Source organism: Enterobacter sp. JBIWA005, assembly GCF_019968805.1.
Taxonomy (GTDB): domain Bacteria; phylum Pseudomonadota; class Gammaproteobacteria; order Enterobacterales; family Enterobacteriaceae; genus Enterobacter; species Enterobacter vonholyi.
The window spans coordinates 1285691-1301369 of the sequence record NZ_CP074159.1 but is presented as its reverse complement, the minus strand read 5'-3'; the positions used below and the strand labels follow the sequence as shown (position 1 = coordinate 1301369).

Here is a 15679-nt window from a genome sequence, read left to right as displayed (position 1 = left end):
GGCCCTGGCTTAATACCCTGATCGTTAAATAAAAAAACGCCGCATAGTGCGGCGTTTGTCTCTCATTGACCAGACCAGCAATATTATTCGCCGATCTTCGTCCAGGTATCACGCAGACCTACGGTACGGTTAAATACCGGTTTTTCTGCCGTGCTGTGACGGCTGTCCAGGCAGAAGTAACCTTCACGTTCGAACTGGAACGCTTTGCCTGCTTCAGCGTTTTTCAGAGAAGGCTCCGCATAACCCTGCTTGATCACCAGAGATTCCGGGTTGATGGTCGCCAGGAAGTCTTCCGCAGCACCAAGGTTAGGCACGCTGAACAGACGATCGTACAGACGAATTTCTACCGGCAGCGCGTGGGATGCGCTCACCCAGTGGATAACGCCTTTCACCTTGCGGCCATCCGCAGGATCTTTGCTCAGCGTTTCAGCATCATAAGAACAGAAGATGGTGGTGATATTCCCTTCTGCATCTTTCTCTACGCGCTCGGCTTTGATGACGTAGGCATTACGCAGACGCACTTCTTTACCCAGCACCAGACGCTTGTACTGTTTGTTGGCTTCTTCGCGGAAGTCAGCGCGGTCAATCCAGATCTCGCCGCTGAACGGCACGTCACGGCTTCCCATTTCCGGTTTGTTCGGATGGTTAGGCATGGCGACCAGCTCGCTTTCACCCTGCGGATAATTTTCGATAACCAGTTTCACCGGATCGATAACCGCCATCGCGCGCGGAGCGTTTTCGTTGAGATCTTCGCGAATGCATGATTCAAGGGACGCCATCTCGATGGTGTTGTCCTGCTTGGTCACGCCGATACGTTTGCAGAACTCACGAATAGAGGCGGCAGTGTAACCACGACGACGCAGACCAGAAATGGTAGGCATACGTGGATCATCCCAGCCCTCAACGTGCTTGTCGGTCACCAGCAGGTTCAGCTTACGCTTGGACATCACGGTGTATTCCAGGTTCAGGCGAGAGAACTCGTACTGGCGCGGATGCACAGGAATGGTGATGTTATCCAGAACCCAGTCGTACAGACGACGGTTGTCCTGGAACTCCAGCGTACACAGGGAGTGCGTAATGCCTTCCAGCGCATCGCTGATGCAGTGGGTAAAGTCGTACATCGGGTAGATGCACCACTTGTTGCCGGTCTGGTGGTGTTCCGCAAACTTAATGCGGTACAGCACCGGATCGCGCATCACGATGAACGGAGACGCCATGTCGATTTTGGCACGCAGGCACGCTTTGCCTTCTTCGAAGCCACCGGCACGCATTTTTTCAAACAGCGCCAGGTTCTCTTCCACGCTGCGGTCGCGGAACGGGCTGTTTTTGCCCGGTGCGGTCAGCGTACCGCGATACTCACGGATCTCGTCAGCAGACAGCTCGTCGACATACGCCAGACCCTTGTTGATAAGCTCTACCGCATAGGCGTACAGCTGATCAAAATAGTCAGAGGAGTAGCAGATATCGCCAGACCAGTTGAAGCCCAGCCATTGCACGTCGTTCTTAATGGACTCAACGTATTCGATGTCTTCTTTTACTGGGTTGGTGTCATCGAAACGCAGGTTGCACTGTCCCTGGTAGTCTTGCGCAATGCCAAAGTTCAGGCAGATGGACTTCGCATGCCCGATATGCAGGTAGCCGTTCGGCTCCGGCGGAAAGCGGGTATGAATTGTGGTGTGCTTACCACTGGCCAGATCTTCATCGATGATCTGACGAATAAAGTTACTCGGGCGGGCTTCAGCCTCACTCATCGTGGATTCCTCAAAGCGTAAACAACGTATAACGGCATATGATCTTATAAGCCGGACGTAGTGACAACCCTTAAAACGTCTCTGAAGAAAATAATGGGGGCATTTGCTGCAAAAAAAAGCGGCGGAGGATCTCCCCCGCCGCTTAAGGCATGACTCTACTCAGGAGCGATTACTTGCCTTTAATCTCGTACAGCGGTGTTTGACCCGCAACAACCTGACCTTTCGCCTGAATGACCAGGCCGCTGAAGTCGTCGATGTTGCTGCAAACGACCGGACTTATCATGGAGCGCGCGTTGGCGTTCAGGAAGTCCAGATCCATTTCCAGAATCGGCTGCCCAGCCACCACTTCAGCGCCCTCTTCCACCAGACGAGTAAAGCCCTGGCCGTTCAGCGCAACGGTATCGATACCCATATGGACAACGATCTCCGCGCCATTTTCGGTTTCGAGGCAGAACGCATGGTTGGTGTTGAAGATTTTCACGATGGTACCGGCAGCCGGAGACACAACGGTTTTGTCCGTTGGTTTCACCGCCACACCGTCACCGACCGCTTTGCTGGCGAAGGCTTCGTCAGGCACCTGCTCAATCGCAACGACTTCACCGGTTACCGGTGAAACCAGCGCGGCTATCGTTTTGGCGTTGGGTACCGCCTGCGGTTTTGCAGCCGCTGGCGCGGCGGCAGGTGCGACAGAAGCTTCTGCTGCGGCTACCGGGCCGGTAGTTTTCATGGCATTAGCAATTTTCTCTGCCACAAAGCCAACGATAATCTGCACGCTGGTTTTGTTCAGGCGGATAACACCGGACGCGCCCAGACGTTTGGCCAGCGCTTCGTTCACCAGGGAAGAGTCTTTGACGTTCAGACGCAGGCGAGTGATACAGGCATCGATACCGGTCAGGTTGTCAGAACCGCCTACTGCGGCGATGTACTGACGCGCCAGACCTGAAACGTCCTGGTCCTGAGCACCGCTCACGTTCACATCCTGACCATCCGCTTCGCTACCGGCCACGGCCAGTTCACGACCCGGTGTCATGAGGTTAAATTTGGTGATAGTGAAACGGAACACTACGTAGTAGATCGCGAAGAACACCAGACCTTGCGGGATCAGCATCCACCAGTGGGTCGCCAGCGGGTTACGGGACGAAAGCACCATATCCACCAGACCGGCGCTGAAGCCGAAACCGGCAATCCACTGCATGCTGGCAGCGATGAACACGGAGATACCGGTCAGCACGGCGTGGATCACATACAGAACCGGCGCCACGAACATGAAGGAGAACTCCAGCGGCTCGGTGATACCGGTGAAGAAGGCCGCGAACGCGCCCGCCATCATGATACCCAGCACTTTCGCTTTATTCTCTGGACGCGCGCAGTGGTAGATAGCCAGCGCAGCACCCGGCAGACCAAACATCATGATCGGGAAGAAGCCCGCCTGGTAACGACCGGTGATACCGACAACCGCTTTACCTGCTTCGATGGACTGTGCACCACCCAGGAAGTTAGGGATATCGTTAATACCGGCAACGTCGAACCAGAACACGGAGTTCAGCGCGTGGTGCAGACCAACCGGGATCAGCAGACGGTTGAAGAACGCGTACACGCCCGCACCGACAGAACCCAGTTTCTGGATGTGCTCACCGAAGTTCACCAGACCGTCGAAAATCATCGGCCAGACGTACATCATGATGAACGCGACAACGATCATCACAAACGAGGTCAGGATAGGGACCAGACGGCGGCCGCTAAAGAAGGAGAGCGCTTTTGGCAGCTCTACGCTGCTGAAGCGGTTATACAGTTCGGCAGAGATGATACCCACAAGGATACCGACAAACTGGTTGCTGATCTTACCGAATGCCGCCGGAACCTGGTCCGCCGGAATTTTTTGGATCATGGCCACTGCTGCAGGTGAGCAGAGAGTGGTTAAGACGAGGAAACCGACAAAACCGGTCAGCGCAGCGGCACCGTCTTTGTCTTTGGACATACCGTAAGCCACACCAATCGCGAACAACACGGACATATTGTCGATAATGGCGGAACCTGACTTGATAAAGAACGCCGCCAGCGCGCTGGTATTACCCCAGCCGTTGGGGTCGATCCAGTAGCCGACACCCATCAGGATGGCTGCGGCAGGCAGCGTGGCGACCGGCACCATAAGTGCGCGGCCAACCTTTTGTAAATAACCTAGAATACTCACTTTCTTCCCCCTATGAGACCCCGTTTAAGGCATGTTCTCAGCTCTGTTTTTTATTGTGTCACGAACTATAGATACAGTTGATGCTTCACTGGCATTGTGAGTGTGTGAAAAATTAATTCGCATCGCAAATTAAACGCGTACTTTTTGTGATTTTTGTCACCAAATATCGTTATTAACCCTCCCTTACACTGGCTAACGGTGAAAACTTATTTTATCATTCAAAAAATCAAGACGGATTGATCCGGCCTGAAAGTTTCCAGGTTACGCTTAAGTATCAGGTTCCGATAGCTATCCGCCCACTCTTCTACTTTAACTCTTGAGGTGAACAATGAGACTGATTCCCCTGGCAACTGCTGAACAAGTTGGTAAATGGGCCGCTCGCCATATCGTTAACCGTATCAACGCCTTTAAACCAACTGCCGATCGTCCTTTCGTTCTTGGACTTCCGACAGGCGGCACACCGCTGACCGCCTACAAGGCGCTGGTTGAGATGCATAAAGCAGGCCAGGTTAGCTTCAAGCATGTTGTGACATTCAACATGGATGAATACGTTGGCTTACCGAAAGACCACCCGGAAAGCTACCATAGCTTTATGCACCGTAATTTCTTTGATCACGTTGATATTCCTGCTGAAAATATTAACCTGCTGAATGGAAACGCGCCTGATATTGACGCAGAATGCCGTCAGTATGAAGAAAAAATCCGTTCTTACGGTAAGATCCACCTGTTTATGGGTGGTGTAGGTAATGATGGTCACATCGCGTTTAACGAACCGGCGTCATCTCTGGCTTCCCGCACCCGTATTAAAACGCTGACCCATGACACGCGCGTGGCAAACTCCCGCTTCTTTGACGGCGATGTTAACCAGGTTCCAAAATACGCCCTGACCGTAGGCGTAGGCACCCTGCTGGATGCTGAAGAAGTGATGATTCTGGTGCTGGGCAGCGTGAAAGCCCAGGCGCTCCAGGCTGCCGTTGAAGGCAACGTAAACCATATGTGGACCATAAGCTGCCTGCAGCTGCATCCGAAATCAGTCATCGTCTGCGACGAGCCGTCCACGATGGAGCTGAAGGTTAAAACGCTGAAGTACTTCAACGAGTTAGAAGCTGAGAACATCAAAGGTCTGTAATTGAATAACCGCCTCTTCATCAAGAGGCGGCCGCTTTTTTTAACCGGGGGTCGTTATGTACGCTTTAACCCACGGTCGGATTTATACCGGCCATGAAATTCTGGATGACCATGCGATTGTTATCGCTGATGGCCTGATTGAACGTGTTTGCCCGCTGGCAGAACTGCCGCCGGAGATTGAACAGCGCTCACTCAATGGAGCAGTAATCTCCCCCGGTTTCATCGACGTGCAGCTCAACGGCTGCGGCGGTGTACAATTCAATGATACCGCGGATGCGGTGACGGTAGAAACGCTGGAGATCATGCAGAAAGCCAACGAGAAATCGGGCTGCACCAGCTATCTGCCAACGCTCATCACCAGCAGTGATGACCTTATGAAGCAGGGTATCCGCGTGATGCGAGAATACCTGGCCAAACATCCTAACCAGGCGCTAGGTCTGCACCTTGAAGGGCCATGGCTGAATATGCTCAAGAAAGGAACGCATAACCCGGACTACGTGCGTAAACCTGATGCAGAGCTGGTTGACTACATGTGTGCCAACGCCGATGTGATCACCAAAGTGACGCTGGCGCCTGAAATGACGGGTACGGATGTCATCAGCAAGCTGGCCGCCGCCGGGATTATCGTTTCAGCAGGCCACTCAAACGCAACGCTAAAAGAAGCGAAAGCCGGTTTCCGCGCGGGAATTACTTTCGCAACTCACCTTTACAACGCCATGCCGTATATCACAGGCCGTGAACCGGGTCTGGTCGGGGCGATTCTGGATGAGCCAGACGTCTACTGCGGCATTATTGCTGACGGCTTACACGTCGATTACACCAACATTCGCAACGCTAAGCGGCTGAAAGGTGACAAGCTTTGTCTGGTGACGGATGCCACCGCACCGGCAGGTGCAAATATTGAGCAGTTCATTTTTGCCGGTAAAACAATATACTACCGCAATGGACTGTGTGTGGATGAAAACGGTACGCTGAGCGGTTCCTCTTTGACCATGATTGAAGGGGTGCGTAACCTGGTGGAACATTGCGGGATTGCGCTTGATGAAGTCCTGCGTATGGCAACCCTGTATCCGGCTCGCGCGATGGGCGTGGATAAACAGCTCGGCGGAATTGCACCAGGTATGGTTGCAAACCTGACGGCATTCACACACGATTATAAAATTATTAAGACCATCGTTAATGGTAACGAGGTCGTCACTGAGTAAGTAAAAGTATGACACCTGGCGGACAAGCTCAAATCGGTAATGTCGATCTCGTTAAACAACTTAACAGTGCGGCAGTATACCGCCTGATTGACCAGCACGGCCCCATCTCGCGGATTCAGATAGCCGAACAAAGCCAGCTTGCTCCCGCCAGCGTGACAAAAATTACCCGCCAGCTCATTGAGCGCGGTCTGATCAAAGAAGTCGATCAGCAGGCCTCCACCGGGGGCCGCCGCGCCATCTCTATTATTACCGAAACCCGCAATTTTCAGGCAATTGGCGTCCGTCTGGGCCGCCATGACACTACCCTCACGCTGTACGATCTGAGCAGTAAAGCCATTGCGGAAGAACACTACCCTCTTCCGGAACGCACCCAGGAGACGCTGGAACATGCGCTGCTCAATACCATCGCGCAGTTTATTGAAAGCTGTCAGCGCAAGATCCGCGAACTCATTGCCATCTCCGTGATTCTGCCCGGCCTGGTCGACCCGGAGAGCGGCGTGATCCGCTATATGCCGCACATTCAGGTTGAAAACTGGGGGCTGGTCGACGCGCTGGAAAAGCGTTTTAAAGTGACCTGCTTTGTGGGTCACGACATCCGCTCTCTGGCGCTGGCAGAGCACTACTTTGGTGCGAGCCAGGACTGTGAAGACTCTATTCTGGTGCGCGTCCACCGCGGTACGGGTGCAGGCATTATCTCTAACGGCCGGATTTTTATTGGGCGCAACGGTAACGTCGGAGAGATCGGCCACATTCAGGTTGAACCTCTCGGGGAGCGCTGCCACTGCGGCAACTTTGGCTGCCTTGAAACCATCGCCGCCAACACGGCCATCGAGCAGCGCGTTCGCCATCTGCTTGAACAGGGTTATCAAAGCCGCGTCACGCTGGACGACTGCAAGATAGGCACCATCTGCAAAGCCGCTAATAAAGGCGACGCGCTGGCCTGCGAAGTGATCGAGCAGGTTGGACGTCATCTGGGGAAAACCATCGCCATCGCCATTAACCTGTTTAACCCACAAAAAGTGGTGATCGCCGGTGAAATTGTGGAAGCGGAGAAGGTTCTGCTCCCTGCGATTGAAGGCTGTATTAACACCCAGGCGCTGAAAGCATTCCGCCAGAATCTTCCGGTGGTTCGTTCAAAGCTTGACCATCGCTCGGCGATTGGCGCGTTCGCGTTGGTCAAACGCGCCATGCTCAACGGAATTCTGCTCCAGCATTTGCTGGAAAGCTGATCGAACCTTATAGTAACGCCTTCTTTTTTTGATGTCGGAATATCCATGACCATTAAGAACGTAATTTGTGATATCGACGGCGTGCTGATGCACGACAACGTTGCCGTGCCGGGTGCTGCGGAGTTTCTTCACCGCATCATCGACAAAGGAATGCCACTGGTTCTGCTCACGAACTACCCTTCTCAAACCGGTCAGGATCTGGCAAACCGCTTTGCCACCGCAGGCGTCGACGTCCCGGACAGCGTGTTTTATACCTCGGCGATGGCCACGGCGGATTTTCTGAAGCGTCAGGAAGGAAAGAAAGCCTACGTGGTGGGTGAAGGTGCGCTGATACACGAGCTCTACAAAGCAGGCTTTACCATCACTGACGTGAACCCGGACTTTGTGATTGTCGGCGAGACGCGTTCCTTTAATTGGGAGATGATGCATAAAGCAGCATACTTTGTCGCCAGCGGTGCGCGCTTTATCGCCACCAACCCGGATACGCATGGCCGTGGTTTTTATCCGGCCTGCGGCGCGCTCTGCGCCGGTATCGAGAAAATCTCAGGGCGTCAGCCGTTCGTAGTCGGTAAACCGAGCCCGTGGATCATTCGTGCCGCGCTCAACAAGATGCAGGCCCACTCTGAAGAAACCGTTATTGTCGGCGACAACCTGCGCACCGATATTCTGGCCGGTTTCCAGGCGGGTCTGGAGACGATTCTGGTCCTGTCCGGCGTCTCTCAACTTGATGACATTGATTCGATGCCGTTCCGGCCGAGCTGGATTTACCCCTCCGTCGATGAAATTGACATCATCTGATACCGAACCACGCCTCAGGGCGTGGTTTTTCATTTATGGCCTACACAAATAAAACTCCATCTAACAAAAAGCACATTTCATTGCATAATCATCAATAAAAGAACTCATGGCGTACTCTTTTTTCACTATTCTGCAATCACTATTGCACTATTTCCGTTTTCACCCGTAAAACGCTTGCGCGCCCTGCCCCTTTGCGGCATTTTCATAAGCAAGCAACATTACAAAGCAACAGGGTTAACGGAGAAGGTTATGTGTTCAATTTTTGGCGTACTGGATATTAAAACTGACGCGGGCGAACTGCGTAAAAAGGCACTCGAACTGTCCCGCCTGATGCGCCATCGCGGCCCGGACTGGTCAGGCGTTTACGCCAGTGACAAAGCAATTCTGGCTCACGAACGTCTGTCTATTGTTGACGTCAACGCCGGTGCACAGCCGCTGTATAACGAGAAAAAAACGCACGCGCTGGCTGTCAACGGTGAGATCTATAACCACCAGGCACTGCGCGCCGAATACGGCGACCGCTACGCATTCCAGACCGGCTCTGACTGTGAAGTGATCCTGGCGCTGTATCAGGAGAAAGGTCCCGAGTTCCTGGACGACCTGCAGGGCATGTTTGCCTTTGCCCTGTACGACAGCGAAAAAGACGCTTACCTGATTGGCCGTGACCATATCGGTATTATCCCGCTGTACATGGGTCACGATGAGCACGGCAACTTCTACGTTGCCTCTGAAATGAAAGCCCTGGTACCGGTCTGCCGCACCATTAAAGAGTTCCCGGCAGGCAGCTATCTGTGGAGCAAAGACGGCGAGATCCGTCAGTATTACCAGCGTGACTGGTTCGACTACGACGCGGTAAAAGACAACGTCACGGACAAAGCCGAGCTGCGTCAGGCCCTGGAAGATTCCGTGAAAAGCCACCTGATGTCAGACGTACCTTACGGCGTGCTGCTCTCAGGCGGCCTGGACTCCTCCGTGATCTCGGCAATCACCAAGAAATTTGCGGCTCGTCGCGTGGAGGATCAGGAGCGCTCAGAAGCCTGGTGGCCACAGCTGCACTCTTTTGCCGTGGGCCTGGAAGGTGCTCCTGACCTTAAAGCAGCGCAGGAAGTGGCAAACCACCTCGGCACCGTGCACCACGAAATTCATTTCACCGTGCAGGAAGGTCTGGATGCGATCCGCGATGTGATCTATCACATTGAAACCTATGACGTGACCACCATCCGCGCCTCAACGCCGATGTACCTGATGTCGCGTAAGATCAAGGCGATGGGCATCAAGATGGTGCTCTCCGGTGAAGGTTCTGACGAAGTGTTTGGCGGCTACCTGTACTTCCACAAAGCGCCAAACGCTAAAGAGCTGCATGAAGAGACCGTGCGTAAGCTGCAGGCGTTGCACATGTTCGACTGCGCGCGTGCCAACAAAGCAATGTCGGCGTGGGGCGTAGAAGCACGCGTGCCGTTCCTGGATAAGAAATTCCTCGACGTGGCAATGCGCATCAACCCGCAGGACAAGATGTGCGGCAACGGCAAAATGGAAAAACATATCCTGCGCGAATGTTTTGAATCCTACCTGCCGGCGAGCGTCGCATGGCGTCAGAAAGAGCAGTTCTCCGATGGTGTAGGCTATAGCTGGATCGACACCCTGAAAGAGGTCGCGGCGAAACAGGTTTCTGATCAACAGCTGGAAACCGCAAGCTTCCGCTTCCCGTACAACACGCCGGGCTCGAAAGAAGCGTATCTCTACCGTGAAATTTTTGAAGAATTGTTCCCGGTGCCGAGTGCTGCGGAGTGCGTACCGGGTGGCCCTTCCGTCGCCTGCTCTTCTGCCAAAGCGATTGAATGGGATGAATCGTTCAAATCCATGAACGATCCATCAGGACGCGCGGTAGGCGTTCACCAGTCAGCCTACAAATAATCACCTAGATCGCAATCAGGCCCCTCAGGGGCCTGTTTTTTTTGCCTCACATTTCACCGCCTAAATCTGATTAATAACCAATAATTGCCGAATATTCGGTCACGCTGTTCGCAACCTAACCAAACAGTCACATTCCGGCTATTTTCGTTGAAAAAGGTGTTGACGCTGCAAGGGTCTATACGCATAATGCGCCCCGCAACGCCGATAAGGTAACGCGAAAAAAGATGGCTACGTAGCTCAGTTGGTTAGAGCACATCACTCATAATGATGGGGTCACAGGTTCGAATCCCGTCGTAGCCACCATCTTTTTTGCGGGAGTGGCGAAATTGGTAGACGCACCAGATTTAGGTTCTGGCGCCGCAAGGTGTGCGAGTTCAAGTCTCGCCTCCCGCACCATTCCCGGGTAAGCGTTGCACGGATGGGGTATCGCCAAGCGGTAAGGCACCGGTTTTTGATACCGGCATTCCCTGGTTCGAATCCAGGTACCCCAGCCATACTTCTTCGATTTTGCGGTTCTCCGCGGTATTGGGGTATCGCCAAGCGGTAAGGCACCGGTTTTTGATACCGGCATTCCCTGGTTCGAATCCAGGTACCCCAGCCATCGAAGATTGCAGTACTGGCTACGTAGCTCAGTTGGTTAGAGCACATCACTCATAATGATGGGGTCACAGGTTCGAATCCCGTCGTAGCCACCAAATTAAGATTGTCGATTTTTCGGTAATCAAAACAAATTGTTGGGGTATCGCCAAGCGGTAAGGCACCGGATTCTGATTCCGGCATTCCGAGGTTCGAATCCTCGTACCCCAGCCAATTTAAAAAGTCGTTAAGCAGTCTGTTTAACGCAATTGGGGTGTCGCCAAGCGGTAAGGCTCTGGTTTCTGATACCAGCATTCCGGGGTTCGAATCCCTGCACCCCAGCCACTTAAGTAACAAAAAAGCCCGCTCTGCGGGCTTTTTTGTTTTTGTTGTTCAGAATCGAGTAGCCTGATGCCCTCTCCCACGGGGAGAGGGCATCAATATTAAAGTCCCAGGGCGTATTTCAGCGCCTGACGCTTCAGACCACCGGCACGCTCCGCTGCCATCAATCCAAGATTACGCAGAATGCGCACCGGGGCTAAATCATTGCTGAACCCGGCATAGAACAGATCCATCCCCGACTGCATGATAAAGTTATCCGCCATGCGTCGCGTCTGATAACGCTTCAGGACCTGATGGCTGGCCCAGTTTTCCGCGTGTCCGCGGGCACTGCCCAGCACATCCAGTAACGCATCGACATCACGATACCCCAGGTTGACCCCCTGCCCGGCCAGCGGATGAATGGTGTGTGCCGCATCGCCCACCAGCGCCAGCCCTTCACGGGCATACTGCAAAGCGTGACGTCGCGTGAGGGGGAGCGCCCCGGCAGCGACCGGCGTGACGTTGCCCAGACGGCTCGGGAAGTGCAGGCGGATTTCCCGCTGCAATTGCTCCATTGAAAGCCCCTGCAGCTGGCGAATGCGCGCCGGTTTGTCGTACCACACCAGCGATCCCCAGTTATCGAACAGCGGTAAAAAGGCGTGCGGGCCATTCGGGGTAAAGTGCTGCCAGGTACTCTCGCCCGGTGCATTCTCGCACTCGACGGTAATCAGCATGCAGGACTGCTCATACTGCCAGGCATGAATCCCAATTCCCGCCATCTGTCTAACCTGCGAGTTAGCACCGTCCGCCCCAATGACCAGCTTCACGGCCAGCTCATCGCCGCTATCGAGCGTCAGTAAATACCCACTCTCGTGAGGATGCAGCGCCTTAAGCGACGCAGGCACGCGCAGCGTCACCTGCGGATGCGCCTCCAGCGACTGCCAGAGCGCCCGCTGGAGCACGTTGTTTTCCACCATATAGCCCAGGCGCGGCAGCTTCAGCTCAGCGGCATCAAACGCGACGTGGGCATTTTCCCACTCCCAGGTTTCAAGACGGCTATAGGGGTGCGCGCGCATTTCCAGCACCGCCTCCCAGACGCCCAGCCCGCGCAGCAGATCGACGGACGCCGCGCTGATCGCGGATATGCGCACATCAGGTTTGCTAGCGGGATCGAAGGCCGGCGGAGCAGCCTGTTCAATTATCGTTACCTCAAATCCCTGCTTCGCCAGCCCCAGCGCCAGCGCGCCGCCGACCATACCGCCGCCGACAACGGCAACTTCGGTGTGTAGGAGTGTCATGGTCAATTTTCCTTATTGGAGAATCCCTTAAGTTTACCGGATTTTTGCGGTCCTGAGACACACAACCTTCATACTGGTCACAACCCCACCAAAGCATTACAATACGCGGCTTGCAATCCTGAGCTGAGCAAGTCGATGACTAAAAAACTCCATATAAAAACCTGGGGCTGTCAGATGAACGAATACGATTCATCCAAGATGGCCGATCTGCTGGATACCACCCACGGATACCAGCTGACTGAAAATGCGAAAGAAGCGGACGTGCTGCTGCTGAACACCTGTTCGATTCGTGAAAAAGCGCAGGAAAAAGTCTTTCACGTATTAGGGCGCTGGAAACTTCTCAAACGAAAAAATCCGGACCTGATCATCGGGGTGGGCGGCTGCGTCGCGTCGCAGGAAGGCAAGCTGATCCGCCAGAGAGCCCCGTATGTGGATATTGTCTTTGGTCCTCAGACCCTGCACCGCCTGCCGGAGATGATCAATCAGGTTCGCGGCAACCGTAGCCCGGTCGTTGACGTCAGCTTCCCGGAAATCGAAAAATTCGACCGTCTGCCAGAGCCGCGAGCCGATGGCCCAACCGCCTTCGTCTCCATCATGGAGGGCTGCAACAAATACTGCACGTACTGCGTGGTGCCTTACACCCGTGGTGAAGAAGTCAGCCGTCCGGCAGACGATATTCTGTTTGAAATCGCACAGCTTGCCGCGCAGGGCGTTCGCGAAGTTAACCTGCTGGGCCAGAACGTTAACGCCTGGCGCGGGGAAAACTACGACGGTACCACCGGCAGCTTTGCTGAGCTGCTGCGCCTGGTGGCCGCGATTGACGGCATCGACCGCATTCGCTTTACCACCAGCCATCCGATGGAGTTTACCGATGACATCATTGACGTCTATCGCGATACGCCAGAGCTGGTGAGCTTCCTGCACCTGCCGATTCAGTGCGGCTCTGACCGCGTGCTGAACCTGATGGGCCGCCCGCATACGGTGCTGGAATATAAGTCCACCATTCGCAAGCTGCGTGAAGCGCGTCCGGATATCCAGATTAGCTCTGACTTTATCGTCGGCTTCCCTGGCGAAACCGCTGATGACTTCGAGCGCACCATGAAGCTCATCGGCGAAGTGAATTTTGACGTCAGCTACAGCTTCATCTTCTCTGCGCGTCCCGGGACACCGGCGGCCGATATGGTTGACGATGTGCCGGAAGAAGAGAAAAAGCAACGTCTGTATATTCTGCAGGAACGTATTAACCAGCAGGCCAACGCGTGGAGCCGCCGCATGCTCGGCACCGTTCAGCGCATTCTGGTGGAAGGCACTTCCCGTAAGAGCATTATGGAGCTGTCCGGTCGTACTGAAAACAACCGCGTGGTGAACTTTGAAGGCACTCCGGATATGATCGGTAAATTCGTGGACGTCGAGATTATCGAAGTGCTGACCAACTCGCTGCGCGCGAAAGTGGTCCGCACCGAGGATGAAATGGGCCTGCGTATTGCCGAGTCACCGGAATCCGTCATCTCTCGTACTCGCAAAGAAAACGATTCTGGCGTTGGGATTTACCAGCCATAATCCTTCTGGCCTGCCCTTCCGGCAGGCCTTGTATTTCCTCTCATCGTCCCCAATATCTTCCGCAACGCTTGCGCCTTTATTCTGTGGCGTGAATAATTTCGGTAATGACCGTTTTATTACGCCGTGTGGCAGCGGGTCAGTTAACCAATCAAAGAGGAACAGTTTGAACATAGATACGCGTGAAATTAGCCTTGAGCCAGCAGACAACGCTCGCCTGCTGAGCCTGTGTGGGCCGTTTGATGACAACATCAAACAACTGGAGCGACGTCTGGGTATCGAAATCAATCGTCGCGATAATCATTTCAAACTTACCGGACGCCCTATCTGCGTCAATGCCGCTGCGGACATTCTGCGTAGCCTGTATGTCGACACCTCCCCCATGCGCGGCGAAATTCAGGATATCGAACCGGAACAAATTCACCTCGCTATTAAAGAGGCGCGCGTGCTTGAGCAAAGCGCGGAAAGCGTTCCGGACTACGGTAAGGCAATCAATATCAAGACGAAACGTGGCGTCATTAAGCCGCGTACGCCAAACCAGGCACAGTACATCGCCAATATCCTCGACCACGACATCACCTTCGGGGTGGGGCCGGCGGGCACGGGTAAAACCTATCTGGCCGTTGCCGCGGCGGTCGATGCGCTGGAACGCCAGGAGATCCGTCGAATTCTGCTGACCCGTCCGGCCGTTGAAGCGGGCGAAAAGCTGGGCTTCCTGCCGGGCGATCTGAGCCAGAAGGTCGACCCGTATCTGCGTCCTTTATACGATGCGCTGTTCGAAATGCTGGGCTTTGAGAAGGTCGAGAAGCTCATTGAGCGTAACGTTATCGAAGTTGCCCCGCTCGCCTACATGCGCGGCCGTACGCTGAACGATGCGTTCATCATTCTCGATGAGAGCCAGAACACCACCATCGAACAGATGAAGATGTTCCTGACGCGTATCGGCTTTAACTCGAAAGCGGTCATCACCGGCGACGTCACCCAGATCGACCTGCCGCGCAGCACCAAATCCGGCCTGCGCCACGCCATCGAGGTGCTGGCCGAGGTCGACGAAATCAGCTTTAACTTCTTCCACAGTGAAGACGTGGTACGCCACCCGGTGGTCGCGCGTATCGTAAACGCCTATGAAGCCTGGGAAGAGGCGGATCAGAAGCGTAAGGCCGAACTGGCCGCAGAACGTAAGCGCGAAGCGCAGGAGCAAGAACAGAAATGAGTCAGGTGATCCTCGATTTACAGCTGGCCTGTGAAGACAATTCCGGCATGCCAGATGAGGCACAGTTTCAGAAATGGCTGGATGCCGTTATTCCTCAGTTTCAGGAAGAATCAGAAGTTACGATTCGCCTGGTGGATGAAGCGGAAAGCCATGAGCTTAACCTGACCTATCGCGGGAAAGATAAGCCGACCAACGTGCTCTCTTTCCCGTTCGAAGCGCCGCCGGGTATCGAGATGCCGCTGCTGGGCGATCTGATCATCTGCCGTCAGGTGGTTGAACAGGAAGCGAAAGAGCAGCAAAAGCCGCTTGAGGCCCACTGGGCGCATATGGTGGTACACGGCAGTCTGCATCTGCTCGGCTACGATCACATTGAAGATGACGAAGCGGAAGAGATGGAGTCCCTCGAGACAGAGATAATGCTTGCTCTGGGCTATGAGGATCCGTACATTGCCGAGAAAGAATAGTCCGTCACCTGACTGACTCCCCTGCCGCCACGAA

General features: G+C 54.3%; 11 protein-coding genes and 7 tRNA genes. 15 read left to right on the top strand and 3 right to left on the bottom strand.

Annotation, left to right across the window (positions count from 1 at the left end):
- Nucleotides 1–83: 83 nt before the first annotated feature.
- Together glnS and nagE are read right to left on the bottom strand one after the other, a co-directional pair.
- A complete protein-coding gene (glnS, locus tag KGP22_RS06130; RefSeq protein ID WP_223581594.1) occupies nucleotides 84–1751 on the bottom strand; it encodes a glutamine--tRNA ligase in 1668 nt (555 codons plus the stop codon).
- 169 nt (nucleotides 1752–1920) lie between these two features.
- Entirely contained in the window at nucleotides 1921–3942 is a 2022-nt protein-coding gene (nagE, locus tag KGP22_RS06125; RefSeq protein ID WP_111964384.1) for an N-acetylglucosamine-specific PTS transporter subunit IIBC, read from the bottom strand.
- Between the two features lie 328 nt (nucleotides 3943–4270).
- Here nagE and nagB point away from each other — a divergent pair, with 328 nt between their 5' ends.
- From nagB to KGP22_RS06065, 12 genes are all read left to right on the top strand, one after another.
- Nucleotides 4271–5071, top strand: coding sequence for a glucosamine-6-phosphate deaminase (gene nagB, locus KGP22_RS06120; protein ID WP_013097568.1), 801 nt, complete (start codon nucleotides 4271–4273; stop codon nucleotides 5069–5071).
- Between the two features lie 55 nt (nucleotides 5072–5126).
- Nucleotides 5127–6275 carry an N-acetylglucosamine-6-phosphate deacetylase gene (gene nagA / locus KGP22_RS06115; RefSeq protein WP_223581592.1) on the top strand — a complete coding sequence of 383 codons (1149 nt, stop codon included), beginning with the start codon at nucleotides 5127–5129 and terminating at the stop codon, nucleotides 6273–6275.
- 8 nt (nucleotides 6276–6283) lie between these two features.
- Nucleotides 6284–7504: an N-acetylglucosamine repressor gene (locus tag KGP22_RS06110; protein ID WP_021242995.1), complete on the top strand. Its 1221-nt coding sequence runs from the start codon at nucleotides 6284–6286 to the stop codon at nucleotides 7502–7504.
- Between the two features lie 45 nt (nucleotides 7505–7549).
- Nucleotides 7550–8302 (top strand): ribonucleotide monophosphatase NagD, encoded by a 753-nt coding sequence (gene nagD / locus KGP22_RS06105; protein WP_023310763.1) that lies wholly within the window; start codon nucleotides 7550–7552, stop codon nucleotides 8300–8302.
- A gap of 249 nt (nucleotides 8303–8551) precedes the next feature.
- The gene (gene asnB, locus KGP22_RS06100; protein WP_010428626.1) at nucleotides 8552–10216 is read left to right on the top strand and encodes an asparagine synthase B; all 1665 of its coding nucleotides are present in this window, start codon (nucleotides 8552–8554) and stop codon (nucleotides 10214–10216) included.
- Nucleotides 10217–10442: 226 nt separating this feature from the next.
- A tRNA-Met gene (locus KGP22_RS06095) sits at nucleotides 10443–10519 on the top strand.
- An 8-nt stretch (nucleotides 10520–10527) separates the two neighbouring features.
- Nucleotides 10528–10612, top strand: a tRNA-Leu gene (locus tag KGP22_RS06090).
- 23 nt (nucleotides 10613–10635) lie between these two features.
- A tRNA-Gln gene (locus tag KGP22_RS06085) sits at nucleotides 10636–10710 on the top strand.
- 32 nt (nucleotides 10711–10742) lie between these two features.
- A tRNA-Gln gene (locus KGP22_RS06080) sits at nucleotides 10743–10817 on the top strand.
- 17 nt (nucleotides 10818–10834) lie between these two features.
- Nucleotides 10835–10911, top strand: a tRNA-Met gene (locus KGP22_RS06075).
- Between the two features lie 40 nt (nucleotides 10912–10951).
- A tRNA-Gln gene (locus KGP22_RS06070) sits at nucleotides 10952–11026 on the top strand.
- A gap of 36 nt (nucleotides 11027–11062) precedes the next feature.
- Nucleotides 11063–11137 (top strand) — tRNA-Gln (locus KGP22_RS06065).
- 98 nt (nucleotides 11138–11235) lie between these two features.
- Here KGP22_RS06065 and ubiF read toward each other — a convergent pair.
- Entirely contained in the window at nucleotides 11236–12411 is a 1176-nt protein-coding gene (gene ubiF / locus KGP22_RS06060) for a 3-demethoxyubiquinol 3-hydroxylase (protein WP_223581590.1), read from the bottom strand.
- A 135-nt stretch (nucleotides 12412–12546) separates the two neighbouring features.
- Between ubiF and miaB the strand changes: the two genes are divergently transcribed.
- The 3 genes from miaB to ybeY all read left to right on the top strand — a co-directional run bounded on the left by miaB (nucleotide 12547) and on the right by ybeY (nucleotide 15645).
- Nucleotides 12547–13971, top strand: coding sequence for a tRNA (N6-isopentenyl adenosine(37)-C2)-methylthiotransferase MiaB (miaB, locus tag KGP22_RS06055; RefSeq protein WP_111964387.1), 1425 nt, complete (start codon nucleotides 12547–12549; stop codon nucleotides 13969–13971).
- 163 nt (nucleotides 13972–14134) lie between these two features.
- Nucleotides 14135–15181: a PhoH family protein gene (locus KGP22_RS06050; protein ID WP_008501053.1), complete on the top strand. Its 1047-nt coding sequence runs from the start codon at nucleotides 14135–14137 to the stop codon at nucleotides 15179–15181.
- Nucleotides 15178–15645, top strand: coding sequence for an rRNA maturation RNase YbeY (ybeY, locus tag KGP22_RS06045; protein ID WP_008501052.1), 468 nt, complete (start codon nucleotides 15178–15180; stop codon nucleotides 15643–15645). The genes KGP22_RS06050 and ybeY overlap by 4 nt, the downstream gene beginning before the upstream one ends.
- Nucleotides 15646–15679 lie beyond the last annotated feature (34 nt).